Raw genomic sequence first — 23834 nt, 5'->3', positions numbered from 1 at the left:
ACGGATCAGCGTTACTTGGCGGAGGTGTCCAGCGCGGCCAGCGCCTGGGCCCAGCGGACGTACTTCAGGTCGGCAAGGTCGGCGACGGTCTTGACGCCGAACGCATGCTTCAGGTGCTCGCCCTCACGCTCCGAGACGCCGTTGAGGGCCGACACGGGGGCCGCGAGTATCTCGGGCAGGGTCTTGTCCCGCCACGCCTTGTCCAGCACCTTGTCGAGATCGATCGAAGCCACGGCAGTCCTCCAGTGCGGTCGCCGTCATGTTTCTACATGACTGTAGAAGCGAGCATAGGGGCCGAACGTTGCACGGGGGCGACAACCGGGGGGACTTGGAGGGGAAAGTCCGAAAACGGCTCCTCGGACACGGTGAACCCTGAACCGACCCTGAGATCCCCCCACCCTTCCCTGAGATGTGTCAGATCTCTTTGACACGTCACCGGGGAGGTGTCAGCTTTGAGTGACAGGTACGGCGAAGGGGGCCTCGATGACCGCAATCCCGCCGCCGCAACCGAGCGGGGACCAGTTGCTGAAGGTGTTCGCGGCTCTCGGCAACCCCCATCGGATGCGGATCGTCGGCGCGTTGGTCGATGACGGCCGCAACTACGTCAGCCGACTCGCCCGCGAGCTGGAGATCGGCCGGCCGCTGCTGCACATGCACCTGAAGGTGCTGGAGGCCGCAGGTCTGGTCAAGGGATCACTGGAAACGGCGCAGGACGGCAAGGCCATGAAGTACTTCGAGGTCACGCCCTTCTGCTACGACCTCTCGCCGGGCCTCGTGGCGGAAGCCGCCCGGACACTCACCGAGGAAGAGAAGACGAAGGAGTCGGCGAAATGAACGCAGCGGACTGGGCCGGAGTCGTCGGCGCGGGCGGTGTCTTCCTCCTGCTGATCGTGGTCGTCTGGCAGATCGCCGCGACGTGGCGGGCCCGCATGTCGGCCCTGCGCGAGGCCCAGTACAAGGAACTGGCCACGAAGTACGCGGCGCTGCTGGAGGACAACGTCGAGCTGCACCGCCGGACGCTGGACGAACTGACGCAGACGCGCCGCTCGGTCAGCTCGATGGAGAAGATGATGCGCGAGATCGAGTAGCGGTACGCGGCGTGGCCGGGAGCGGGAACTCCCGGCCACGCCCATGGAGAACACAGTCCAGACGCCATACCCCCGCACGCCACGGCAGGTCGCCAAACCCTGCAAAGCCGTGGTCCGGGTTCCGTGCGCCCTAGTCCGGGCCGGAAGAACCGGCCGCACTCCACACACAGGAGATTACTCATGAATGCGCTGCTGAAGCGCGCCGCCGGTGTACCGGCGGGCCGCCGCGCCAAATGGTTCGTCCTTCTCGCCTGGCTGGTCCTCGCCGTGGCGCTGGGCCCGCTCGCGGGCAAGCTGGGCGAGGTCGAGGACACCAGTGCCAACGCTTTCCTGCCGCGCGGCGCGGAGTCCGCGCAGGTCAACACCGAGCTGGAGCGCTTCCGTACGGACGCGCTCATGCCGGCCGTCGCCGTCTACAACTCCGACGCCCCCGTCTCCGAGTCGGCCCGGGCCAAGGCCGAGACGGACCGGGCCCGGTTCGCGGCGCTCGCCGCCGACGGCGAGCAGGTCTCGCCGCCCATGCCCTCCGAGGACGGCAAGGCCCTGATGGTCGTCGTCCCGCTGTCGGCCGACGGGGACATCACCGGGAAGGTGGAGGAGCTCCGCTCCATCGCCGACGCGCAGGCGCCTCCCGGCCTCGACATCGAGATCGGCGGACCGGCCGGCTCTCTCGTCGACCAGGTCGCGGTCTTCAATGACCTGGACTCCACCCTGCTGATCGCCACCGGCCTGGTGGTGGCCGTCCTGCTGCTGATCACCTACCGCAGCCCGGTCCTGTGGCTGTTCCCGCTGCTGTCGGTCGGTTTCGCCGCCGTGCTCACCCAGGTCGCCACCTACCTGCTCGCCACGTACGCGCACCTGCCCGTCGACCCCCAGAGCGCGGGCATCCTCATGGTCCTCGTCTTCGGCGTCGGCACCGACTACGCACTCCTGCTCATCGCCCGCTACCGGGAAGAACTGCACCGCCACGAGGACCGTCACACCGCGATGCGGATCGCCCTGCGCCGCTCGGGACCCGCGATCCTCGCTTCCGCCGGAACCATCGCCGTCGGCCTCGCCTGCCTCTCCCTCGCCGACATCAACTCCTCCCGCTCGCTGGGCCTCGTCGGGGCCGTGGGCGTGATCTGCGGGCTCATCGCGATGGTCACCGTCCTGCCCGCGTTGCTGGTGATCGCCGGGCGCTGGGTCTTCTGGCCGTTCGTCCCGGCGTTCGGCACCCCGCCCCGCAAGGCGCGCACCGTCTGGTCCCTCATCGGTACGGCCCTCGCGCGCCGCCCCCGCTGGTCATGGATGATGTCCGTCGCCGTCACCGGCCTCCTCGCGCTGAGCGCCATCGGCATCAACATGGGACTTCAGCAGTCCGAGATGTTCCAGGACAAGCCCGAGTCGGTGGTAGCCCAGGAGCGGATCTCCGCTCACTACCCGTCGGGATCCTCCGACCCCGCCACCGTCGTCACCGGCGCCGACAAGGCCGAGGCGGTCAAGGCCGCCGCCGAGCAGGTGGAAGGGGTCGCCCGCGTCGAGGACGGCGAACGCACCCCGGACGGGCGGCGCGTGACCCTGTCGGTCGTGCTGAAGGGCGCCCCGGACGGCGACGCCGCCAAGGACACCGTCGACCGGCTCCGGACCGCCCTGGACTCGGCCGGGGGCAAGGAGACCTTGATCGGCGGGACCACCGCACAGACCCTGGACACCCAGCGGGCCGCCGACCGCGATCTGAAGACCGTCATCCCGGTCGTGCTGCTGGTCGTGCTGCTGATCCTGATCTGGCTGCTGCGGGCGCTCGTCGCCCCGCTCCTGCTGCTGGCGACCGTCGTCCTGTCGTACTTCGCGGCTCTCGGCGCCTCCAACCTCCTCTTCGAGCACGTCCTCGGCTTCGCCGCGGTCGACTGGTCGATCCCGCTCATGGGCTTCGTGTTCCTCGTCGCCCTCGGCATCGACTACAACATCTTCCTGATGCACCGGGTCCGCGAAGAGGTTTCCCGACTCGGCCACGCCAGAGGCGTCCTGGAGGGCCTGACCAGCACCGGAGGGGTCATCACCTCCGCCGGCGTCGTCCTCGCTGCCACCTTCGCCGTCTTCGCCGGACTGCCGCTCGTGACCATGGCCCAGATGGGCGTGATCGTCGGCATCGGCGTCCTGCTGGACACCTTCCTCGTCCGCACCGTCCTCGTGCCCGCGCTCGCCCTGGACCTGGGCCGCTGGTTCTGGTGGCCGGGCCGCCTCTTCCACCGGGAGCTGCCCGGCCCGTCCGCGACGGAGGTACGCGAGACCGAACACGCCTGACCACCCGCCGCACGCGCCGGAGCCGGTCGCCTGGGCTCGATCTCGGGTGACCGGCTCCGGCGTGGGCGGGGGCGGGGGCGGGAAAGTCCCTCCCGTTTCGCCGGGGACTTTGCCGCCCCTTTACGATGAGATCGGGGACACTCCCCAGAACCCAGCCGCGGACCGGAGACGGTGCCGCCGAGTGCAGAAGGAGCAGCAGACCCGCAATGGGTGAACCTCCCAGTCCAAGCCGTGCCACGCCCTGCCCGCAGATGATCGAGCCGGGAGCGGGGGTGGCACGGTGACCGAAGTCCTGCTGCTCCTTCTTGCGCTCGCTCTGACGCTGGCGTGCGCGGTGTTCGTCGCCGCCGAGTTCTCGCTGACCACCGTCGAGCGCAGCGAACTCGAACGGGCCGCGGCCGCCGGTGAGCGCGGCGCCGAAGGCGCCCTGAAGGCCGCCAAGCGCCTCACCTTCCAGCTGTCCGGTGCCCAGCTGGGCATCACCGTGACCTCCCTGGTGATCGGCATGCTGGCCGAGCCGTCCGTCTCGGCCCTGCTGCGCGGCCCGCTTGAGGCCATCGGCCTGCCCGCCGGGGCCGTGTCGACGACAGCGACGCTGCTGGGCGTCGCGATCTCCACCGTCGTCCTGATGGTGGTCGGCGAACTGGTACCCAAGAACTGGGCGATCTCCCGGCCGCTGGCCGTGGCCAAGGTCGTCGCCGGCCCGCAGCGCGGCTTCACGGCCGCCTTCGGCCCGCTGATCCGGCACCTGAACAACACCGCCAACCATCTCGTGCGGCGCTTCGGCCTGGAGCCCGCCGAGGAGCTGGCCTCCGCCCGTACACCGGAGGAGCTGGTGGCACTCGCCCGGCACTCCGCCCGCGCCGGCGCGATCGAGGCGGACTCCGCCGAGCTGTTCGTGAAGTCCCTGCGCCTGGCCGAACTGACCGCCGAGAACGTCATGACCCCGCGCGTCGACGTCCAGGCCCTGGAACTCCACGCGACTGCGGCCGACGCCGCGAACCTGACCCTGGCCACCGGCATCTCCCGCTTCCCCGTCTACCGCGACACGCTCGACGAGGTCGTCGGCACCATCCACATCCGTGACGTCCTCGATCTCGACGAGGACAAGCGCCCGGTGACCTCGGTCGCCGACCTGATGACCTCCGCGCTGCTGGAGCCCCATTCCCTGCCCGTCGACACCCTCCTCGGGCGGCTGCGCAAGGCCCGCACCATGGCCGTGATCATCGACGAGTACGGCGGCACCGCTGGTGTCGCCACCATCGAGGACATCGTCGAGGAGGTCGTCGGCGAGGTGCGCGACGAGCACGACCCGATCGAGGTTCCCGACCTCATCGAAGGCCCCGAGCAGGACGGCCGCAAGGTGTGGGAGGCCGACGGCAGCGTCCGCGTCGACGAGCTGGAGGAGATCGGCCTGGCCGCGCCCGAAGGCCCGTACGAAACCCTTGCCGGGCTGATCGCCACAAGCCTGGAGCGCATCCCCGTCGAGGGCGACACCGTGGAGGTGGACGGCTGGGAGCTGTCCGTACTCGACATAGACCACCACCGCGCCGACCGTGTGTCGATCACGGCGCCCGCGATCTCCGCCACCGATGAGGAGCAGGCCCGATGACCGCGATCCAGCTGCTGATCGGCGCCTTCACCCTGATCACCAACGCCTTCTTCGTCGGCGCCGAGTTCGCGCTGATCTCCGTACGCCGCAGCCAGATCGAACCGGCCGCGGCGAAGGGCAACCTCCGGGCGAAGACCACCCTCTGGGGCATCGAACACCTCTCCGCGATGATGGCCACCGCCCAGCTCGGCATCACCGTCTCCTCCCTGGTGCTCGGCGCGGTCGCCGAGCCGGCCATCGCGCACCTGCTGGAACCGCCGTTCCAGGCCATCGGGGTGCCCGAGGGGCTGATCCACCCGATCGCCTTCGTCATCGCGCTCACCTTGGCGACGTACTTGCACATGCTCGTCGGCGAGATGATCCCCAAGAACATCGCGCTCGCCGCCCCGGCGCCGACCGCCCTGCTCCTCGGCCCGCCGCTGGTCGCCCTCACCCGGGCCCTGCGGCCGTTCGTCTTCGGCATCAACGCTTTCGCCAACGCCCTGCTGCGGCTGCTGAAGGTCGAACCGAAGGACGAGGTCGGCTCCGTCTTCACCGACGACGAACTCGCCCGCCTCGTCAAGGACTCCAGTGCTGCGGGCCTCCTCGCCCCTGGAGACAGCGAACGCCTCCAGGACGCCCTCGAACTCGGGACCCGCCCCGTCGGCGAGGTGATGGTCCCGCTCGACAAGGTGGTGACCGTCCCCTGCGACATCACCCCACGACGCCTGGAACGCACCGCCGCCGACCACGGCTTCTCCCGCCTCCCCGTCATCGGACCGGCGGGCCAGGAGATCCTGGGCTACCTGCACATCAAGGACGCACTGGCCGCAGGCGACCGCTCCGCCCCCTTCCCCCGCAGCGCCATGCGCCCCGTCATCACGGTCGCCCTCGACACCCCGCTCGACGACACCATGACCGCGATGCGCGACGCGGGCACTCACCTGGCGGCCGTCGCCGCGGCCACCGGCGCGGTGGTCGGCTTCGTCACCATGGAAGACCTCCTGGAGGAACTCGTCGGCGCCGCCCACGACGGCGACGCCTGACCCCACCCACGCAGCGAGATGGCCGGCACCCACATGGGGTGCCGGCCATTGGCCTGTCTCGCCTTCGTGCTTAGCCCCGCACGGCAACCACGATCCGCACCGCGCACGCGACGAGCACCGTGCCGGATACGGCCATGCTGATGACCACACCGCGCGTGCTCTTGGGAAGGCGATCGGGGAGGCTCACCTCCTGCGGGCGCTTCGGATCGTAGATCACATCGAGACGGCCCCCGACCCGCACGGGCGGGAACACGAAGGGGCCCACGGTGTACTGCCGCGCGGGACCGCCCGGGGGCGTGTACTCCAACAGCAGCATCGAGCCCGCCGCGACCTGGCCCACGTTCACACAGACGGCCGAGGTTCGCACGCCCCGCTTCAACAGCGGGCTGGAGTGGACGTAGATACCCAACGAGATCCCGAAAACCAACAGCCCGACCAGCCCAGACATGGTGATCAACCAGGTCACCGACATCGCCCCCCGCCCGATGGAAAACCCAGATCATCGCCTACGACCAGCGGGGCCACAAGAGGCGGCTGCTCCCTGAGCGTCTACCTCGTGCTCTGCCTCACCGAACGGACGGTGACCGCGGCACGAAGCAGCGCGAGGGCGAGTGCCAGTGCGGATACCACGATGATCAGCCGACCGGCGTCGGGCGCGAAGAGCAGCACCTGGCGCAGGTCGGTCGCGACCTGGCCTGGAAGCACGGCATAGGCCGTAGCGGCCAGCAGCAGACAAGCCGCCACCCAGGTTGCGCCTCCCGCGAGGGCTCGGCGCCTGCTCGCCTTCCTTTGCACGTTTGGAGGCCGGACCAGGCGGAACAGGGACCAGGCGACCCCTGCCCCCAGCACGGCGGTGACGGCGGCCAGCGCGGTCAGCATGCGGCCGAGCATCGGGTCCTCATCCGCTGGCTGTGGCTCGGCGCCGAGCAGGAGGCGCAGCGCCCCGAAGGCTGTGGCGTTGAGCAGCTCGTCGTTCTGGGTGCCGTAGATGTTCTGCTCGACGACTACCGCGAGCCTCTTCTCAGGCGCGAGGATCAGGATGCTGTGGTAGCCGGGGGTCGCGCCGGCGTGCCAGACGGTGCGCACGCCCAGGTCGTCGAAGGCGTCGTCGCGCCAGCCGAGCCCGTACCGGTGGGTGTCGCGCACAGGCGCGGTCCCCGTGTGCATTTGGCGTATCCCGTCCTGGGACACCACGGTCTGCGGGCCGCCGAGTTGGGCGATGGCGAAGCGGCTCAGGTCCTGAATGCTCATGCCGAGGTATCCGTACGGAACGCCTGACGTATCAAAGGGCGGGGCGTAAGCCTGCGGGCGGCCGAAGGAGTACCGGTGGCCGGGGGCCAGGCCCGCGTTCTCGGCGGTCCGAGTGTCGGTGATCGCCCCGGTTATGCCCAGCGGTTGGAGGACGGAATCGCGCAGGTGGTCGCCGAAGGGGCGCCCGGTGACCTGCTCGACCACGGCGGCGAGCAGCATGTAGTTGGCGTCGCTGTACTCGTGCCGCTCGCCCGGGAGGGCGTTCAGCCGGACATCGGCCAGAGTGCGCGCCAGCCGCTGGATGCCGCCGGGCTCGTTGTCGTAGCGGTCGGATCGGAGATAGCCCTCGCGCGCGGAGATCCCGCTGGTGTGGGTGAGCAGTTGGCGCACGGTGATGCGCTCGCCGCCGTCACCCGAGGGCGTGAACCAGGGCAGGTGCTCACGCACCGGCCCGTCCAGGGCGACCCTGCCTTCCTCGGCCAGCCGCATGACAGCCATGGCGGTGACCGGCTTGGACACCGAGCCGATGAGGAACGGGGTCCGGGGCGTGACGGGCGTCCCGTTTCCGTCCCGTCCCCACGTGCGCTGATGCACCACCTGGTCGGCGCTGATGACGGCGTACGCCAGACCGGGCGCGCGAGTGCGCTCCTTCTGCTGCTGTACGTACGCATCGACCCGGGTGAAGTCGCCCTGTGCCCCGTCGGCGGCACTGGCAGGTCGTACAACTCCCACAACTCCCAGGAATAAGAGGGTCACCAGACCCACTGCGCTCAGACGTCGCACTCCCCACCTCCATAACCATACGACTGTACGGTTATGACGTTACCGTACGGCTATATGGTTAAGCCATGCCTCGTGTTGCCGACCATGACGAACGCCGCCTCCAAGTCGCCGCCGCGGTGCGGCGGCTCATCGCCGCCGAGGGCCTGAACGGAGTGACCGTCGCCAGGACCGCCGCCGAGGCGGGGATTTCGGTCGGGCTCGTCCAGCACTACTTCCGCAACAAGGACGAGATGCTGCTGTTCACCTACAGCCACGTCCTGGAGCAGATCGAGCACCGGGTGACCGCCCTGATCGCGCGCTCCGAATCCATCGGCACACGCATCGAGCACATCGTCCTCGACGCGCTGTCGGAGAGCATGCCGCTGGACGACGAGCGCCGGCAGGAATGGCAGGTCGCGCTCGCCTTCACCGGCCGCGCGGCCGACGAGCCCCGGCTCAACGAGGTCAGGGTCGCCGCCCTGAACCGCACGCGCGCCCTTCTCGTACAGGCGCTCACCAATGCCAAGGAGTGCGGCGAGGTCGCCCCGGAGACCGACTCGGCGCGAGAGGCGGCACGTATCGCGGCGTACGCCGAGGGCCTCACCGCCCACCTCTACGCCGACCCCGCCGGGATGCCGCCGGACGCAGCCCTCGCCGCCCTGGGCGACCACCTCGCCACCGTCTTCTCCGGCCAATGCCGCCTCCGCCGTCGGGCCCCCGGCGAGCGCCCGACGTAGGCCAGCCCAGGCCGATCAACCCTCGGCCTCGACGTCTACCACATCCCTGGGCATGACGGTGATCGCCATCTACCCGCGACCTCCCCATCAGGTCGGCTACCCTACGTGCTGCGGGTAGGACTGGGTGCGACGAGATCAGCGTTCTACCTCAACCAGGCGAAACCGCAGCTGGAACCCCAACCGTAGAGCCAGAACACAACCAGGAACGGTTTAGCGGTGGACGAGCAGTTTGGACTGGACACAGTGGCGGCCGAGCAGGCCGTCGTTTCAGTGTTCGAGCAAATTGTCGCCGTCCTTGCGCGCCGGGCAGACGCAGCGATCGACGATGCGGCCCTGCTTCGGCTGGCGAACACGCTGTTTACTGCGTTTGCCCGCGCGGGTGAGGATGGGCTGACAGCGGAGCAGATCAGGGCGGCATGCGCCGCCTTCCCGGACGAGGTGATCGATAACCGGCTGGGCGTCCTGCGGAAACTCGGAGCGATTCAGCCCGCGTTTGATAAGCCCTACCAGCGCGAGTATCGGGCCTCGTTCACTAGCTACGTGTCGATGCTGTTCGTCCAGCGGATGCTGGCCCGCGGGGGCCAGTCCGAATTACACCAGCTTCTGACGATGGAGAAGATGAGGCTGGAGGGCGGGCAGAGTACAGCCGAGGAAGCCCTTGAGGTCGTCGTCGGAATAACCACGGCGCTCCGGCTCCTCGTCGCCGAGCTCGTGGCGCTGACCGTGGGCGGCACCGTGGAGGCGCTGCGGGAGCGGGCACCGCTGCTGTGGAACGCGAAGTCGCTCATCGACCAGGCGTCTGCGGTGCACGAGATTCTGCTGGAGTTCTGGCCGGAGCTCAGCCGCATGTGCGGGGAGCTGCGATCGGCGATCGCCGCCTACGAAGATGCCTCGACGAACGCGTCGGCGCGCCTGATGACCGCAGCGGGGACCACGAGGGCCCTGAACCTGCTACCGCCCGAGATGTGGAGGCGCTTCGCGCGGCGGGCAACCGCGGATGAGCTCGCGGCGGTCCTGGCTGATCAAGTCTTCGACGCGCCTTCCCCGTGGCACGATGTCGCCGACCTGACGGAGGTCGTTGCCGGCAGGCCGCAGCCGACCAGCAACCGTTCGACGCCGCCGCGTTCCCGGGTTCCCGATGGCGATGAGCAGCCCTCCCACGAACGGTCAGACGCGGAGGCCGAGCGGCTGGCGGGAGTCGCCGAGGAGGTGCTCGGCGGCGCGGACTCTGTTGCTGTCGAGCAATTGCTGGCGGGTACCGACTGGGTGACGGCGCGTCGCGTGCTGGCCGATCTAGTTGCCGCGAGCAACAACGACCAGCTCGGCTACCGGCTGACATGGTCTGGCCCGGTCCAGGTACGTGTGGGCAGTGTGCCGTCCTGGCTCACGCCTGGCGTGTTCGAGCGAGAGCGGAGGCTCGCGTGACTAGTACGGACGCGGCGCTGTGGTGGGCGAGAGCGCGAGCCGAAGGTCCGCTGCGCATGCCGTCAGCGACCGGAACCCCGGCAGGCATGCTGCGACTAGTGGAGTGGGGTGGTGAGCGCTGCTGGCTGCTGCCCCGCCCGCCCGACGACGTGACGCCAGCCGTGCTGCGCGAGCTGCGGATGCAGGTTCTCCCAGTCGAGTTCCCAAACGAGACCAGTCGGGTCTTGGCCGCAGCGCTGCGCTGCTGCTGGGCGGACGTCCAGACAAGCCCGTGGCCGGGTCAGCCGGCGACGATGCGCGAGGTGCTGAATGTCGTGGACCAGCTCATTCCCGGACGCGCGGAAGAGGTGCTGCACCGCCTCGGAACAGGGGCGCTCCGACGCCTGCACGCCAGCCGGTGGCTGAACATCGATGACGAGGCGCAGACGGTCTGCCTCGGCCCCCGGGTGGCTACCTGGCCGGAGCAGGACCACCCGGCGCTAAGGGAGTTGCACCGGCAGCTGCCGCTCCCGCGACCTGACCGGAAGTCGGCCCGATGAGCGGCTTATTCGATGACCTGCTTCAGCCGCTCGGCGATAAGCAGCGCGACGCGCTGGTCTCGGCCTGGGCCGCGCTTGAGTACGGGAGCGAGCCCGCCAACGAGGCCGTGCTGCCCGCACTTCGGGACGCGGCGCTGCGCCACCTGCTCGACCAGATGCTGCAAAGGACCGGCCGCACGCTCGTCCACACGGGCGCCCACCTGTGGACATCGGGGTATCGGGACGACATCGCCGCGGAACTCAAGGCGAATGGCTGGGGGATATTGGCGCCACTGGAGCGGGCCGCGCTGACATTAGTGCTGATCCACTCGGTCGCGATTCCCCGAGCAGAGGGGCGTCTGGTCGGAGACGACTGGCAGTCGCCCCATCCGACCACACCGACCTGTCTGCGGAAGCTGTCGCAGGTTCACGGGCAGCGGCGCCTTTCCGATGCCCTGCAGTGGCTGCGCGCGGCCGGGCTGGTCCGCGTGGTGCGCGGCGCCGACCCCGAGACGGCCGGCGCCTCCTACGTCCCCGGGCCTGCGCTACGTCGGCTGACTCCGGCCGCGCACCAGCGCCTGCAGGAGAACCTGATCCTGGCTGTGGGCCCGGATACCGCGCTCGCAACGGCGATTGCGGTCCGCCGGAGCTTAGGCCGCCCCCAGAAGTGACGATCTCCCCGAGGAGCGGATCATGAGCGGCAGCATGCCGGACTACGAGGACATCGTCGGTGACCGTGTCCTGGTTGGCCTGCAGAGCGTGCGAGTCTCTCGGCTGTCAACGCATCCCATCCCGGTTGCCGCTGGCACTCTCATCGCCGTCGCCGGGCAGGGGCCAAAGGACTCCAATGGGGCGGGGAAGTCGTCGCTGCTGGCCCAGATCAGCTTGCTGCATGCCGATGAGCAGTGGCGATTCGGCTCCGGCGCGCCCGCCGCGGTTTCCCTACTGTTCAACTCCGAGGACGCAGGCGGTGAAGACCGCTGGGGTAACGCCGACCATGGTTACGTCATCGGCGTGTTCGCTCCCGCCGCCGGGACCCTTGATGAACTTCAGGCCAGCGCCCTGACCGTGTGGATTCGGATCGACCGCAGCAGCCAAAAAGGGCCCCGGCTGAAGCTGCGCTGGCAGGACGGGCTGCACCTACCCGCTGGGGACAGCGAGGCCGAACGGGAGCAGGCCTCTGACTCTGTTTGGCAGACCCTGCCCCCGCGGGCTAGGCGGCAGGACGTGGCGGCCCGTGATCTCCCGCGCACCCTCTACGGGGAGCACGTGCGGTGCGTGTCATTCCTGTCGACATCCGTGCGGGCCAGCGCCGCCCCGAACCTGCTCGCCCAACCGCTGAACGAGATCTCCAAGCGACGGATCTTCGAGGCGATCGCTGCACTCACCGGCATCGACCGCGAGCTAGAAACGGAACGGCAGGCACGCCGCCACGAGTACGACCTCCTCCAGAAGGCCAACAACGCCGAGTCCAACCTTGCCACCTGGGAGGAGAGCGCCCAGGTCATCGAGGCCGGTATTGACGCCCGGGAGCAGGCGCGTGGGCGCGTCGCGGAAGCCGCCGACCGCTGGCGGTCGCGCACGGCATGGCTGCTGTGCGATGCCCTCCAGCGCAACGCCGAAATCCAGGTCGAGATCGCTGGGATCGATACCGAGATTGAGAAGACCAGTCGCACGGCACAAGAGCTGGTCGGGCTGGTGGCGGAGCTAGCCGATGATGAGGCATTCACACGACGGCAGCAGGCCGCGGTGAGCACGTTCGACAGGCTCGACGGCGATGACCGCGAGCTGGGCAACCAGATTGCAACGCTGCAACACCAGATCGAGGAGACTGACCGTCGGCTGCGCGCAGCCAGAGAAGCAGCCCGTGACGCTGACGGCCGTGACGAGCCAACCGCCAACCGGGAACGCGCCGATACGGACATTAAACTGGAAGAGTCGGTCAAGGCAGTTGGAGTGGCGGAGAAGGCGCTCTCCGACGCCGAAACAAGCTTACGGGACGCGGAAAGCGGTAGGGACCTGGCCCGGCAGCAGATCGACGTCCTCGCAGCGGAGGGAATTAGCGGCATCTGCCTGCTCGACGCAGTTGTCCTGAACGCCCAGCAGAGGCCAAAGTGGGAGCCAGTTCTCTGGCCGTACCGTGAGGCGGCTGTCGTGGACTCCGGCGATCTCGACAGGGCCAGCGTACTTTTGGCGGGCGTACCCGGGTCGACCTTGATCGCCGCCAATCTCACTACAAGTGAGGGGCACGTTGGGCTCCCGAGCAATGGCGACCCGCAATACGACTTGAGCGGATTCCTCGCGGCTCTTGACGCGCGAGTCACTGCCTGCACCAACCCTGACCGGGTCCACGATGACGCGGGTGTTGTGATCATCGGCGGGTTCCCCAGACCGGTGACCGGCCGTGCTGCCCGCATCGCTGCCGCAAGGGAGCGCGTTCGCCAAGAATCCGAAAGCCTTCAGCAGGCCGAAGAGCGATGGAAAGCTGCCGTTCGGGAAGTCACCGCTGCTGAGCGCCGGCAGAAGGGCGCAAGAGCCGCGGTTGAGGCAAGCCAACTGGACGTACAGATAGGCATCCTGCGGAAGAGGGATCAGGACATCCGGGACGAGCGCGCGAAACTCGTCCCGGAGCTCGCTGCAGCGGTCGTCGAGCGGGACGAGGTGCTCCGACTGGGGGGTGTCCGTCAGAAGCAGGTCGAGTCTCTGCAACATCAGAAGGCCACCCTCGACGACACAAATAGGGCACGGCGAGAGAAGTGCGAGAACCTCAAGAAGGAACAATCACAGCTCGACCTTCCGGAACTGACTGCCCAGTGGGATGGCACCCTCGCATCTGCCAGCGAGCACCTGCTCGCTCTGCCGGACAACCAGCAGTCCTGGACGGCTGGCGACTGGTGGGAGGAAGCCAGGGACCTGATCCGAACCGCGATATCCGAGTGCTTCCCTCCCACCGCTTCTGACAGCATGTCGACTGAGATCACCGGGCTGTTGGAAGAGTTCAACCAGCGGGGACCCGGGAGCAGCCAGCGGGCACAGGCCGCCTTCGCCCCGCTGCGCCACGCACTCCACGTCTACTTGCGCCATCTGGAAGGCACCGACCGGTACGAGCGCCAGCAGATCGCCAGTCAGCGCAGGGAACGCCGCGAGAGCCTCGGCGCCGCGCGGATCGGCCACGAGGAGGCAGTCCAGGCCAGCCGGGCCTACCGGGGGGCGCTCAGCTCCGCTATCAAGAAGAAGCTGGCCGACGTTGCAGCCCAGTTTGACCGGCTCGATAGGGCTCATGGTGGTTATGGGGCCTCGCTGCAGTACGACGAACCTCCACCGCCGGTCGAACCCACCGAGGACTGGGGCTGGAATGTTGCGCCGACGTGGCGGCGCGCCGAGGGGCGGCGGCACATCCCCTACGACCGGCGGGCCAACACTGCACAGATCGATGATCGGGCGATCAAGCTCGTGTGCGCCGCCGCAGCCGCGAGCGGCACGGGCCGCCCGCTAGTCATCGTTCTGGACGAGCTCGGCCGCAACCTCGGTAAGCAGCACCGCCGCGAGGCGGTCGCCCTGCTTGGGCAGATCGGCAAGGAGAGCGGCATCACCGTCGTCGGGGCACTGCAAGACGACATGGAGTCCTACGCCATCGACGCCTGCGGCGAGTACGTCAAGCTGCGCCGCAGCTCAGACTCCAGCGCGTACAACGAGCAGCCCGTCGTCGTCGGCTATGACGAGCACGCCCCGCGTGTCGAACTGCTCCGCACCTGGCTGACCGGCAACGAATACCGTGAGCTGGCATGACCGCCCGCTCCCGCCCGCGCGGTTTCGCGATGCGCCACCTCGGTGTCTACCCCGGCCTTACCACGTACGCCGTCCCCCTGCCCGACGGCAACTACAGAACCGACCGCAACGGCAATCCGAAGATCACGCGCGTCACTCTGGAGCCGGAAGGCTTCCCGCCACCGCATCGCCCGCGCGGCCTGACTGACAGTCAGTGGGCCTTCGCGACCAACGGCCCCCGCCGGTGGCAATCCGCCGTGACCACGTTCGGTGTCCGTGCGGAGGAGATAGTCACAGAGCTTGCGCGCAACGGGTGCATCGTCCTCGAATGCGACTTTCGCGATGCCCGCGTGGTCCTGCCACCCCGTGGCTGGGCTCCTCATCCTGACTTGTACGCGGCCCGGCAAGAGCACAATACCCAGCGCGCCGTCCGAAGGGCCGCTCAGGGCGACGAGGCACGCCGTCTTGCCGTCGAGCTCGCTCCCTATCCGGCCGCGGGGCCACTGGTGGCCATCCTCGGAGCGCAACGGGACGGGGCCTACCGTGATCACGTCATCGAGGCCGCGCGCGTCTTCCTCACCGACGAGACCATGATCGACGCGGGCGAGGTCGCACCGTGGGCCGCTGTGCGGTGGCTCAAGCGCGGAACGAAGGCGGACTACGAACAGGACCATGAGTCGCTCGCTGAGGGCGGCCAGGGAGCGGTTTACGGCGGCGTGCACAAGTACGCCCGCATCCCCGTCGCTCTGAAGCAGCTCCGCTACAGCGATGAGGACTCCATTCACCGCATGGGCCGCGAGATCTCCATCGGGCACCTCTACGGAGAGCATCCGAACGTCATGCCGGTACTTGATTCTGACCCAGACGGGCGGTGGTTCGTCATGCCGCTCGCGAACGGCAGCGCTGCCAGCCATGCAGAACGTCTGCGGGAGACCGGAGCCCTCCGGGACCTCGTCACGGCGGTCTGCGAAGGACTGCGCCGCCCGCACGCCGACGACCGGATCCACCGCGACATCAAGCCAGCAAACGTCCTTCTCCTCAACGGCAATTGGGTCGTGGCGGATTGGGGGTTGGGCCGCCAGCCCCGAGGGGAGACTAGTGTTCCGCGCCGAACTCGGACCGGCACCGGCTTCGGGTCAGAGGGATTCGCGGCGCCGGAGGTGTCGTCCGGAAACCCCCATAACGTGGTGGCCGCTGCCGACATTTACAGCATCGGACGGCTCATCGCAGCCATCCTGACCGGGGAACGTCCGGAGCAGAACCTCCCGCTGCTGCCAGCCGGCGAACCATGGCGAGCCGTAGTAGCGGAGGCAACCCGCCACAAGCCGACCGACCGACCGCAGGACGTGGACGAGTTCCTCCACCTACTCAAGGACATCCCGTGACCGCTCCCACACCATCCCAGCGCTGCCAGGCACTAAGCCTGGTCCGCCCCAGCTAAAAGGATCACGTTGTCGATGACGCGCATTGCGCTAGAGCCGTACTTCCTACACCAGGACCAGGTTCAGTCCCTCCTCGGTGAGCAGCGGACGGAGTCAGCGCGGGCGCGTGCTGCCCGCAGGAGCGATCCCCAGGCAGCGTTGCCCTACGTACTCGCCACAGAACTGGCCGAGGCGCTCTCCTCGCTGGGAATCGGCGAGCTGGCGAGGTGCGTCCTGGGGCAGGACCTGCGCACGGGGCAGGTCGTCGGCGCTGAGCTTGAATTTACGTTCCAGCGGGACCGGGACCACGACGCCCCAGGCTTCAAGCCGGTCAGCTTCACGGCGGTGCTCGACGCGGGCAAGCCGGTGCACGTCACCGGCACATTCAACTCGGCAAGAACCGCCAGCTCGTCCGCGACCGGCAGCCTCGCCGGGAACAGGCGGGCCTACCTGATCGGAACGGTCACCAATCTCAGCGCAGCGCAAATTGAGCTCAGGCCGGCCTTCATCGGAGTCAGGTCGTTCGTCGATGACGACCTTGCCGCCGGGGGCCCGACACCGGGAGCGCGGGTGTATCCCGGCGATATCGACCAGTTCAGCGGGATCGACTTCGCATCTCCCCTCACAGAGGCTGAGCGTGAAGCGGTCCTGGGCGTGCCGGAGGACGCGGTGAAACACGCCTTCGCCGGGCTGATCGGCGAGTCGTACGTTCCCAAGGACTGGGGTGGCGAGCGCTCCGACCTCTACACATCACGAGTGTTCGCCCGTGGGCGCCAGATGTCGGCCGCCTGGCTCTTCAAGGGACCCGGCTATCCCCGCGTCATGGACATCAGGGCCCTGGGCAAGAACGGCGACCAAATCGACCGGCTGTTTACCGAGCCAGCAGAGCTGCTCGTTCTGCAGCACTGTCATCAGATCAAGCCGAGCGTGGTTGGCATGATGGACGCCTACGCCCACGACGCCCGGCGCCCCCGCTCTTACATGATCATCGACGGGTCTGACACCGGACGCATACTGAGGTCGCTGGGCCTGCTCCCGGCGGTGCCAGCAAGGCTGACTCTGTTCGACTGACGGACTCGATGTCCGCAACGCCCGAGGCTCCCGTGCCGTTGGGGGAGGTGTTCGGCCAGGCCGTGTCCGCCGAACAGGGTCAAAGTCGACCCTCCCCAGCCACCGCGCTATCGTCCGCCGCGAACGCCCCCACCCCGGAGCCCAGCTAACGCTGTTCGACCAGGACGAGGGCCTGCGGCACCAGGTCTTCCTCACCGACACACCGTTCACCTCCGGCTCGGCCCAGTTCCTGGAAGTCCGCTACCGCGGTCACACCACCATCGAGGACCACATCCGCTGCGGCAAAACCACCGGCTTCGGCCGCTTCCCCTCCCGCCGCTTCCCGGTCAACGCCACCTGGCTCGAACTCAGCCTCGCGGCGATCGACCTCCTCGCCTGGACCCGCGTCCTCCTGCTGGACGGCGAACTCTCGGCTGCCGAACCCAAAAGAACTCCGCTACCAGATGCTGCACGTCGCCGCCCGGGGCGGCCGGGGCGGCCGCCGCCTCCACCTTCGGATATCGGCGACCTGGCCCTGGCGACATGAACTCGCCACCGCATTCCACCGCCTGGCCGCACTACCCCGCCCCGCCAACTGACTCGCCGTCCCCGCCCACCCCCGACCCAAGGACTTTGGAGAACCCGACCCCACGCCGGTCCCTCACGACGTCCACCGGTCGACACGGCCTCAAACGACCTTGCTCAGCCGCCCAGCAGCCCCAACTGAAGCGGCGAGGTCAGTACGCCTTGCCGGCGGTGCGCTGCACCGCCGGCATCCACCCCGAATGGACCACCAGGCTGTCCTGATCCTGTGCCACCCCCGCCACGGTGAGGGCTTGCTCAAGTGCATCGGAGGGAGGACCGCCAGAGCATCTCCGGGCACCTTTGTCACGGTTGGTGGCTGTCACCTCAAGATCCTTGCCACCGTGGCATCGGAGTGACGTTGGGGTGTCGGTGTCTGTCGCGCCGGGCGTGAACTGGTTACGTCGGGCATTGGACTGGGTGGCGGTTCTTGGAGGTGCTCATGAGCTCAGGGGAGCGGGGTGACCCCACGGTGGTGCGGGTGGCTTGGGCCCAGGCTCACCAGAGATTCTCGCCGGGTGACGGCTGGGGGCTCGATGGCCTTGATGGCGACATCGCAATGACCCTTGCGGTACTTTCAAGTAGACGCTCCTACTGGGACCTTCATGCATTCGCTATCGGGTATTGGCATTCCTTCGATACGCCGCCATCTGAACTGATCCCGGCATTAGCCAAGGGGGGCGATGGCATTGTCGGCGACTTTATTGACTACGTAAATTCGCCATGGCCGGACGTGGGGCTAGATCTCCCTACCAGCGAAGAGATCCGCGCAAGTTCCGTGGTCCTTGAATGGGCTGTCCGTAAGCGTGAATTCTTCGATCGTGCGGCAACCCAAACGCTAGAATCGTTGGATCCCATCGTGGATGAATGCATTTTTCGCTTTCCGAACGATGGGCCAGAATTCTATGAATGCATCAAGAGGGCCACTGAGTGACGGACCAGAACGGGCTGACGGCCGCCGCCGCTGGCCAGCGTGGGCCGACGGCCCGTGCAACCCGCGCCACCGTGAAGGTGGTGCGCTTTGGCGATCTCCTGTACGTGACAGTGTTCGCCTTGGTGCTTGAGGAGCTGTTCAGAGTAGCCGACCCCGCGGATGTGGCTGGACCGCTGTTCGGGGCGACAGCAGCGGTGGCCGCCTTGCTGGTTCCCGCAGCCGCCCTGGTCCGGGATCACGCATTGGCGTTCCAGAGCGCAGTAGTCCAGCGGGTGATTGCCCCCCGTGACGGGCCCACTTGGGAGGAGCGTGAAGAGCGCCGCAAGGTGCATCTGATGATGCTTGACGACCTGAAACGCGTCCAAGATCCATTGCTTCGAGGCTTCGCCTATACCTTGATTGCCGTGCCGTGTGCCGCTCTTGCGTTGGTCCGTCCTCATGGAGCTCTTTGGCATTGGTGGAGTGGGTGGCCTAGCGCGGACCGTCCAGTCACGTTGGAAACGTCGCTTGTTGGAATCAGCCTTGCCCTTCTGGTCTCGGCTGTCTGGTCCTTCTACCCAGTGACCTGGGTCATGCTGCGCGAGAGACACCTGGACACGCTCCGCATTGCGTTGGCGAACCCCATTCCGCCTCCTGAGGGTGCCGGACAGGGTGAGGCCGACATTGAGAATCAAGAAGGTGAGGCGGGGCCGCGGGGAGACGCGTGAACTTTAGCAATCCCTATTTGGCAGCCAGCACAGTTGCTGTGCACGAAAATTGTGCGAGCTAGCACGTCACGGAATTCTACTGCAGAACGGACACGGCCAGGCGCCGCTGCGCCAGGGAGGCCAGGGGCCGATGGCTTTTACACGGCACACGGGGCGGCCAGCTCGCGGGCGACCGCTTCGAGCGCGAGCGAGTTGGCGCCTTTGATCAGGAGCACGTCACCCTGCCACAGCACACGCTGGGTCTCCTCGACCAACGGCACATCCGGGTTGACCTTCGACTTTGACGCGGTCAGTCCGGCGTCGCTCATGGCCGTCAGTATTCGATCCATATGGGTACTGTCGATGCCAATCACCTCGGCCGGACGGAGACGGACCACATACTCAGCTAAGGGCTTGCAGGGAATCAAGGTGTGCGTGCCGACACGAAACCGACCATCCGTGCGACCTGCTCCTCAGTGATCCGTTCCACTCGTACGCCCTGCGGTTAGCAACACACCACCTATGGCGGCGCCAACTATCGCACCGCAGGGCACTCCTCGCCGCGTCCCGATGGCTTCGCTCAGCTGAGTCCAGGCCCGCACCGGGTAGAGACCGCCACGGGCGGCGAGGACCCAAACAGCTTGGCCAAAGACATAGGGGCACCCCCGCGTCGTACCCCGGGGGTGTGACCGGTGCGTGGTTCGCCGAGGGCCGGGTCACCGCGGACGGGGCCGACCTGTCCGAGCTGGTCCCGACGGCAGGTCGTGGAGGACAGCAGTCCACGGCGAACTGCAGGCCTACGACGGGCGGCACGCCGAGCTGTGGCGGCGTTCGTCGGCGAGGACGAGCCGGCGGTGGCCTGAGGCCCGTCGGCGGCGGCCCCGGCGGGGCCGCCGCCTCCGCGCTCAGCCGAGGGTGGCGAGGTTCTGGCGGACCTTCTGCGCGAGGGTGGGCGGCAGCTTGGCGTAGCCGCTCTGGGCGGCACCGTCGCCCTCGGCCACGACGGAGCCGAGGAAGGGGCGCGTACGGGACAGGGCGGCGCCGTCGTTGCCCCGGTCGCACAGGACGGCGTAGCCGATCTGCATGATCGGATAGGCACCCGCGGCCTTGGTGGTGAAGTCCGGCTCCAGAGCGAGATCGGCCCCGGTGCCCGTGATCCGGGCGGTGGCCACGGCCTTGGTGGCCGAGTCCGTGCCGACGTCGACCGGCTCGGGCGCGCCGGTCGCCAGCCGGACAGTGGTCAGGCCCGCCGACTCACCGCCGAACCGGGTGAACGAAACGGCCCCGGCCGTCTGCTTGACCGCCTGGGCCACGAGCGCGCTCGACACGTCCGGACCCCCGTTGACGGCCGCCAGCGAGGCCTGGGGAATGCTCCCCCAGCCGGTGGGGTCGACCTGCGAGAGGTACTGGGTGAAGGCCAGCGTCGTGGAGGACTCGTCGGTCGGCGTGACCACCTGGATCACGGTGTCGGGCAGCAGCCGGCCGGGGTTGACCGCCGCGATCTCCCTGTCGTTCCAGCGGGTGATCCGGCCGCGGAAAATCCGAGTGAGGGTCGGCGCGTCCAGGGTGAGCGAGTCCACGCCCGGCAGATTGACGACGACAGCCACGGGCAGCACGCCGAGCGGCAGGTGGACCGGTTTCCCGCCGGGGCAGCGGGCGGTGGCGGACTCGGCCTGTACCGCCGTCAGGGTCCGGTCGACCACGGCGAAGTCGGCCGAGCCGTCCCGGAACTGCTGGATCCCGGCGCCGGAACCGGTGGGCGCGTAGTTCGTCCGGGCGCCGGGGCAGGCCGCCTGGTAGCCGGCCGCCCATTGGTCCATGGCCACCTTGAAGGAACTGGCCCCGGCGGCGTTGACGGCCCCGGCTGGTCCGCAGGCGGGGGCGCTCGCGCCGGGACTTGCCCCTCCGGAGGCCGCGGCGGAGCCACGGCCCCCCTTGTCGTCGTCCCGCAGCCCCTGCCAGGCCGCGATCCCGCCGGCCCCGAGCGCCACCACGGCCGCCACGGCCACGGCGACCCTGCTCCGCCGCCTGCGCCGGGGCGCCTCGCCTTCCCGCCTCAACCAGGTGCCATGCTCCCGGTCCCGCTCCTGGTCCACCGCTCCTGCGTCCCGCGCCGACTCAGGCCCGCCGGACACGGGCGGCGCGCCCGCCTCATCGGGCACCGGCGGCGGAGCGTCGCTGATCGTGGGAGGGGGCCCGAAGACGCCGTCGGGCGCCAGGGACGCACTGACCGCCGGGGCTGGGAAGACAACCCCGCCCGGCGGAGCGGGTGCGGTGGGCGCCGCGGGGGCAGGGGCGGGGGCGTCCGCTCCGCCCGCCGCGGACTGCCTCGCCTCCAGGAGGGTCAGGAGGTCGGGGACCGTGGGACGGTCCGCCGGATCCTTGGCCAGGCAGGACTCGACGAGCGGGACCAGTTCCGGGGCCAGGCCCGTCAGGTCCGGGTCCTCGTAAACCACCCGGAAGCCCACGGCATGGGCGTGGTCGCCGTCGAACGGGCCGTGGCCGGTGGCCGCGTGGACCAGGACCGAGCCGAGGGCGAACACGTCCGCGGCCGGTCCCACTTCGCCGCGCCGGAACTGCTCCGGCGCCATGAACGGTGGCGTGCCGACCACCACCCCGGTCCCGGTCAGGGCCGTCGCGTCGGAGCCGTCCACGGCCCGCGCGATGCCGAAGTCGATGACCCGCGGCCCGTCCTGCGCGAGCAGCACGTTGCCGGGCTTGAGGTCCCGGTGCACCAGCCGCACCCGGTGGATGTCCCGCAGTGCCTCCACCAGCCCGGCCGCCAGCAGCCACACCTCGACCGCCGGCAACGGGCCCTGCTCGTGGACCCGTTCGGCCAGCGAGGGCCCGGTCACGAACAGGGTGGCCAGCCACGGCGCCTCCGCCTCGGCGTCCGCGTCCACCACCGGCGCGGTGAACGCCCCGCTGACCTGCCGGGCGGCCGTGACCTCCCGGCGGAACCGCTGCCGGAACGCGGGGTCACCGGCCAGCTCGGGCCGGATGACCTTCACGGCGACCTGCCGCCCGGACAACGACTGCGCGCGGTAGACCACGCCCATCCCGCCGGCGCCGAGCCTGCCCTCCAGCCGGTAGCCGCCGACCGTGCGCGGATCACCGTCCTGCAGCGTCACGTTCCCAACCCCGCCATCCCCACCGTCTGACGTACGAACCGGGATCAGGGTAGCCCCGGCTCTCCATACGCCGCGCAATCTTCCGGCCCGGACATCGTACGGACGTGCTCATGCGGCGCCTGTCTGATCTCGTGAGAGTTGCCGGGTTCTGCCCTCCCCGTGGGATGGAACCCGGTAGGACACTTGTCGTGACGCGTGGGCAACTGACCGCTGCTCAGTGGAAGTTCATCGAGCCGTATCTGCCGATCGGTAGGTACGGACCGTACCCCGAGCGAGTGCGGGTGCGCGACGCTCGGGCTGGTTCGCCGCCGAGTTCGACCGCCTGCAGGAATGACCGGTGCAACGGCGAGAGGGCCGTCGGCCGGACGGCGGCGCTGTCTGCTCAGCTACGCCGCCGCGGCCAATGCCTCGAACGACAGGGGGAGAGACAGCTCCGCGTCGAGTGCGAACACCGCATCCATGACCGTGCGCAGACGCTGCGGCGCGTCCGGCATCACGTGAGCGTACGTCTGGTAGGTGATCTTGGGGTCGCGGTGTCCGAGCCATTCGGCCATGTCAGTCACCGGCACGCCCTTGGACAGTCCGGCCGAGGCGAAGAAGTGCCTGAGCCAGTGAGGGGTGATCTTCCTAGTGATCCCGGCGGCCGTCTTGGCCGACCGCCAGAGCCGGTCCACGAGCGAGTACATGAGGATGTTCGTACCGCCCACATTCGAGAACAGGTAGTCACCCTCGATCCGGTTCAAGCCGGTCTCGACCCGGTAGGTCCCGTGCTGCTCGACGTGCTGGCGGATCTTCGCCGTGATCGTTGTCGGGATCGGTACGGCGCGCCCCTCATCCTGGTCACGCCACTTGAGGTGGCGGATGCAGTGTGCACGCCCCCTCCCCTTCGTGGCGGCCTTTTGTCGTCGAGTCCTGGGCTCCTCGTTCTCGCCGTCCTGGGTGATCTGCCGGTCGACGTAGAGGACTCCGGCCTCGAAATCGATCTGCTGCAGGCAGACTGCGCTGGCCTCGCCGATGCGCAGCCCGCATCCAGCCATCAGCCACACCAGCAGCTGGTAGGGACCTGGGAGGTGCGCCGCGATCGCGGTGATCTCCTCCAACGTGGGCAGGTGGATCGTCTTCTTGATCCTGCGCTTGGCCCTCCTACGGCCGACCTGTACGTGCCGGCACGGGTTCTTGGCGACGTAGTCGTTGGCGACGGCGAAGCTGAAGACGCCGCTGAGCGTCTCGTACCGATTCACGGCTGTGCTCGGTTCGTAGCCGCGCTCTTCCACCATCCACCGGAGCCATGCGGTGAGGTCTTTGGCTTTGACTGCCCCGATCGGCATGCGTTGGAAGTACGGTTCTACATGCAGGCGGAGGCTTGTCTCGTACTGGTAGCGCGTGCCGTTCACGCGCTCACCGGAGGCGATGAACTCCCGGTACACCTCGACGAGGGGCGTCATGAAGCCGAGCGGCTCTATGAGCTCGTAACAGGATCTTGGTGAGATGCCCTGGTCGGGCGTAACCGGTGTGATGATTCGGCCGTTCGTGAGTGTGTGAGTACTCGGCCGTGGAT

The 23834-nt window shown here is 68.5% G+C and carries 20 protein-coding genes and 1 pseudogene; 15 read left to right on the top strand and 6 right to left on the bottom strand.

Going from position 1 to position 23834, the window contains the following annotated elements; all coding sequences use genetic code 11:
• Window positions 1-11: 11 nt before the first annotated feature.
• On the bottom strand, window positions 12-233 hold the full coding sequence (locus ACIPYQ_RS40450) for a hypothetical protein (RefSeq protein WP_401259626.1): 222 nt from the start codon (window positions 231-233) through the stop codon (window positions 12-14).
• Window positions 234-483: 250 nt separating this feature from the next.
• On the opposite strand from ACIPYQ_RS40450, the gene ACIPYQ_RS40445 reads away from it, so the two are divergent.
• The 5 genes from ACIPYQ_RS40445 to ACIPYQ_RS40425 all read left to right on the top strand — a co-directional run bounded on the left by ACIPYQ_RS40445 (window position 484) and on the right by ACIPYQ_RS40425 (window position 6011).
• Complete coding sequence (locus tag ACIPYQ_RS40445) at window positions 484-834, top strand: ArsR/SmtB family transcription factor (RefSeq protein ID WP_401259625.1); 351 nt, start codon at window positions 484-486, stop codon at window positions 832-834.
• A complete protein-coding gene (locus ACIPYQ_RS40440; protein ID WP_401259624.1) occupies window positions 831-1088 on the top strand; it encodes a hypothetical protein in 258 nt (85 codons plus the stop codon). The genes ACIPYQ_RS40445 and ACIPYQ_RS40440 overlap by 4 nt, the downstream gene beginning before the upstream one ends.
• A 180-nt stretch (window positions 1089-1268) precedes the next feature.
• Window positions 1269-3374: an MMPL family transporter gene (locus ACIPYQ_RS40435; protein ID WP_401259623.1), complete on the top strand. Its 2106-nt coding sequence runs from the start codon at window positions 1269-1271 to the stop codon at window positions 3372-3374.
• 280 nt (window positions 3375-3654) lie between these two features.
• Window positions 3655-4986 carry a hemolysin family protein gene (locus tag ACIPYQ_RS40430; protein WP_401259621.1) on the top strand — a complete coding sequence of 444 codons (1332 nt, stop codon included), beginning with the start codon at window positions 3655-3657 and terminating at the stop codon, window positions 4984-4986.
• Complete coding sequence (locus ACIPYQ_RS40425; RefSeq protein ID WP_401259620.1) at window positions 4983-6011, top strand: hemolysin family protein; 1029 nt, start codon at window positions 4983-4985, stop codon at window positions 6009-6011. The genes ACIPYQ_RS40430 and ACIPYQ_RS40425 overlap by 4 nt, the downstream gene beginning before the upstream one ends.
• A gap of 70 nt (window positions 6012-6081) precedes the next feature.
• Here ACIPYQ_RS40425 and ACIPYQ_RS40420 read toward each other — a convergent pair whose 3' ends face one another.
• Both ACIPYQ_RS40420 and ACIPYQ_RS40415 read right to left on the bottom strand, forming a co-directional pair.
• Window positions 6082-6477, bottom strand: coding sequence for a DUF3592 domain-containing protein (locus ACIPYQ_RS40420; RefSeq protein ID WP_401259618.1), 396 nt, complete (start codon window positions 6475-6477; stop codon window positions 6082-6084).
• A gap of 83 nt (window positions 6478-6560) precedes the next feature.
• Window positions 6561-7994 carry a serine hydrolase domain-containing protein gene (locus ACIPYQ_RS40415; protein WP_401259616.1) on the bottom strand — a complete coding sequence of 478 codons (1434 nt, stop codon included), beginning with the start codon at window positions 7992-7994 and terminating at the stop codon, window positions 6561-6563.
• A 116-nt stretch (window positions 7995-8110) separates the two neighbouring features.
• Between ACIPYQ_RS40415 and ACIPYQ_RS40410 the strand changes: the two genes are divergently transcribed.
• From ACIPYQ_RS40410 to ACIPYQ_RS40365, 10 genes and pseudogenes are all read left to right on the top strand, one after another.
• Window positions 8111-8761 carry a TetR/AcrR family transcriptional regulator gene (locus tag ACIPYQ_RS40410; RefSeq protein WP_401259615.1) on the top strand — a complete coding sequence of 217 codons (651 nt, stop codon included), beginning with the start codon at window positions 8111-8113 and terminating at the stop codon, window positions 8759-8761.
• Between the two features lie 216 nt (window positions 8762-8977).
• The gene (locus tag ACIPYQ_RS40405; protein WP_401259613.1) at window positions 8978-10186 is read left to right on the top strand and encodes a hypothetical protein; all 1209 of its coding nucleotides are present in this window, start codon (window positions 8978-8980) and stop codon (window positions 10184-10186) included.
• Between the two features lie 56 nt (window positions 10187-10242).
• Window positions 10243-10725: a hypothetical protein gene (locus ACIPYQ_RS40400; protein WP_401259612.1), complete on the top strand. Its 483-nt coding sequence runs from the start codon at window positions 10243-10245 to the stop codon at window positions 10723-10725.
• Window positions 10722-11375: a hypothetical protein gene (locus tag ACIPYQ_RS40395; RefSeq protein WP_401259610.1), complete on the top strand. Its 654-nt coding sequence runs from the start codon at window positions 10722-10724 to the stop codon at window positions 11373-11375. Before ACIPYQ_RS40400 ends, ACIPYQ_RS40395 begins: the two co-directional genes overlap by 4 nt.
• 22 nt (window positions 11376-11397) lie before the next feature.
• The gene (locus ACIPYQ_RS40390) at window positions 11398-14493 is read left to right on the top strand and encodes a hypothetical protein (protein ID WP_401259608.1); all 3096 of its coding nucleotides are present in this window, start codon (window positions 11398-11400) and stop codon (window positions 14491-14493) included.
• The gene (locus ACIPYQ_RS40385; RefSeq protein ID WP_401259606.1) at window positions 14490-15857 is read left to right on the top strand and encodes a protein kinase; all 1368 of its coding nucleotides are present in this window, start codon (window positions 14490-14492) and stop codon (window positions 15855-15857) included. The genes ACIPYQ_RS40390 and ACIPYQ_RS40385 overlap by 4 nt, the downstream gene beginning before the upstream one ends.
• Window positions 15858-15929: 72 nt before the next feature.
• Window positions 15930-16964, top strand: a complete 1035-nt coding sequence (locus ACIPYQ_RS40380) for a hypothetical protein (RefSeq protein ID WP_401259604.1) — start codon at window positions 15930-15932, stop codon at window positions 16962-16964.
• 103 nt (window positions 16965-17067) lie between these two features.
• Window positions 17068-17542, top strand: a pseudogene (locus tag ACIPYQ_RS40375) (transposase); the annotation flags it as partial.
• A gap of 425 nt (window positions 17543-17967) precedes the next feature.
• Window positions 17968-18459 carry a hypothetical protein gene (locus tag ACIPYQ_RS40370; protein ID WP_401259602.1) on the top strand — a complete coding sequence of 164 codons (492 nt, stop codon included), beginning with the start codon at window positions 17968-17970 and terminating at the stop codon, window positions 18457-18459.
• A complete protein-coding gene (locus ACIPYQ_RS40365; protein WP_401259601.1) occupies window positions 18456-19166 on the top strand; it encodes a hypothetical protein in 711 nt (236 codons plus the stop codon). The genes ACIPYQ_RS40370 and ACIPYQ_RS40365 overlap by 4 nt, the downstream gene beginning before the upstream one ends.
• Window positions 19167-19303: 137 nt before the next feature.
• On the opposite strand, the gene ACIPYQ_RS40360 is transcribed toward ACIPYQ_RS40365, so the two are convergent.
• The 3 genes from ACIPYQ_RS40360 to ACIPYQ_RS40350 form a co-directional block, all read right to left on the bottom strand.
• Window positions 19304-19495 (bottom strand): hypothetical protein, encoded by a 192-nt coding sequence (locus ACIPYQ_RS40360; protein WP_401259599.1) that lies wholly within the window; start codon window positions 19493-19495, stop codon window positions 19304-19306.
• 555 nt (window positions 19496-20050) lie between these two features.
• Window positions 20051-22276, bottom strand: coding sequence for a serine/threonine-protein kinase (locus tag ACIPYQ_RS40355; RefSeq protein ID WP_401259597.1), 2226 nt, complete (start codon window positions 22274-22276; stop codon window positions 20051-20053).
• Window positions 22277-22662: 386 nt separating this feature from the next.
• On the bottom strand, window positions 22663-23834 hold a 1172-nt coding region (locus ACIPYQ_RS40350), incomplete at its 5' end, for a tyrosine-type recombinase/integrase (RefSeq protein ID WP_401259595.1).

Source organism: Streptomyces sp. NPDC090045 (genome assembly GCF_044747975.1).
GTDB lineage: Bacteria > Actinomycetota > Actinomycetes > Streptomycetales > Streptomycetaceae > Streptomyces.
This window is presented reverse-complemented; position numbering and strand designations above follow the sequence as displayed.

Coding starts and splice junctions, on each gene's coding strand:
- ACIPYQ_RS40370 (WP_401259602.1), top strand. CDS start 17,968: ATGAGCTCAGGGGAGCGGGGTGACCCCACGGTGGTGCGGGTGGCTTGG.
- ACIPYQ_RS40395 (WP_401259610.1), top strand. CDS start 10,722: ATGAGCGGCTTATTCGATGACCTGCTTCAGCCGCTCGGCGATAAGCAG.
- ACIPYQ_RS40440 (WP_401259624.1), top strand. CDS start 831: ATGAACGCAGCGGACTGGGCCGGAGTCGTCGGCGCGGGCGGTGTCTTC.
- ACIPYQ_RS40390 (WP_401259608.1), top strand. CDS start 11,398: ATGAGCGGCAGCATGCCGGACTACGAGGACATCGTCGGTGACCGTGTC.
- ACIPYQ_RS40360 (WP_401259599.1), bottom strand. CDS start 19,495: ATGGATCGAATACTGACGGCCATGAGCGACGCCGGACTGACCGCGTCA.
- ACIPYQ_RS40400 (WP_401259612.1), top strand. CDS start 10,243: ATGCCGTCAGCGACCGGAACCCCGGCAGGCATGCTGCGACTAGTGGAG.
- ACIPYQ_RS40445 (WP_401259625.1), top strand. CDS start 484: ATGACCGCAATCCCGCCGCCGCAACCGAGCGGGGACCAGTTGCTGAAG.
- ACIPYQ_RS40385 (WP_401259606.1), top strand. CDS start 14,490: ATGACCGCCCGCTCCCGCCCGCGCGGTTTCGCGATGCGCCACCTCGGT.
- ACIPYQ_RS40425 (WP_401259620.1), top strand. CDS start 4,983: ATGACCGCGATCCAGCTGCTGATCGGCGCCTTCACCCTGATCACCAAC.
- ACIPYQ_RS40410 (WP_401259615.1), top strand. CDS start 8,111: ATGCCTCGTGTTGCCGACCATGACGAACGCCGCCTCCAAGTCGCCGCC.
- ACIPYQ_RS40435 (WP_401259623.1), top strand. CDS start 1,269: ATGAATGCGCTGCTGAAGCGCGCCGCCGGTGTACCGGCGGGCCGCCGC.
- ACIPYQ_RS40380 (WP_401259604.1), top strand. CDS start 15,930: ATGACGCGCATTGCGCTAGAGCCGTACTTCCTACACCAGGACCAGGTT.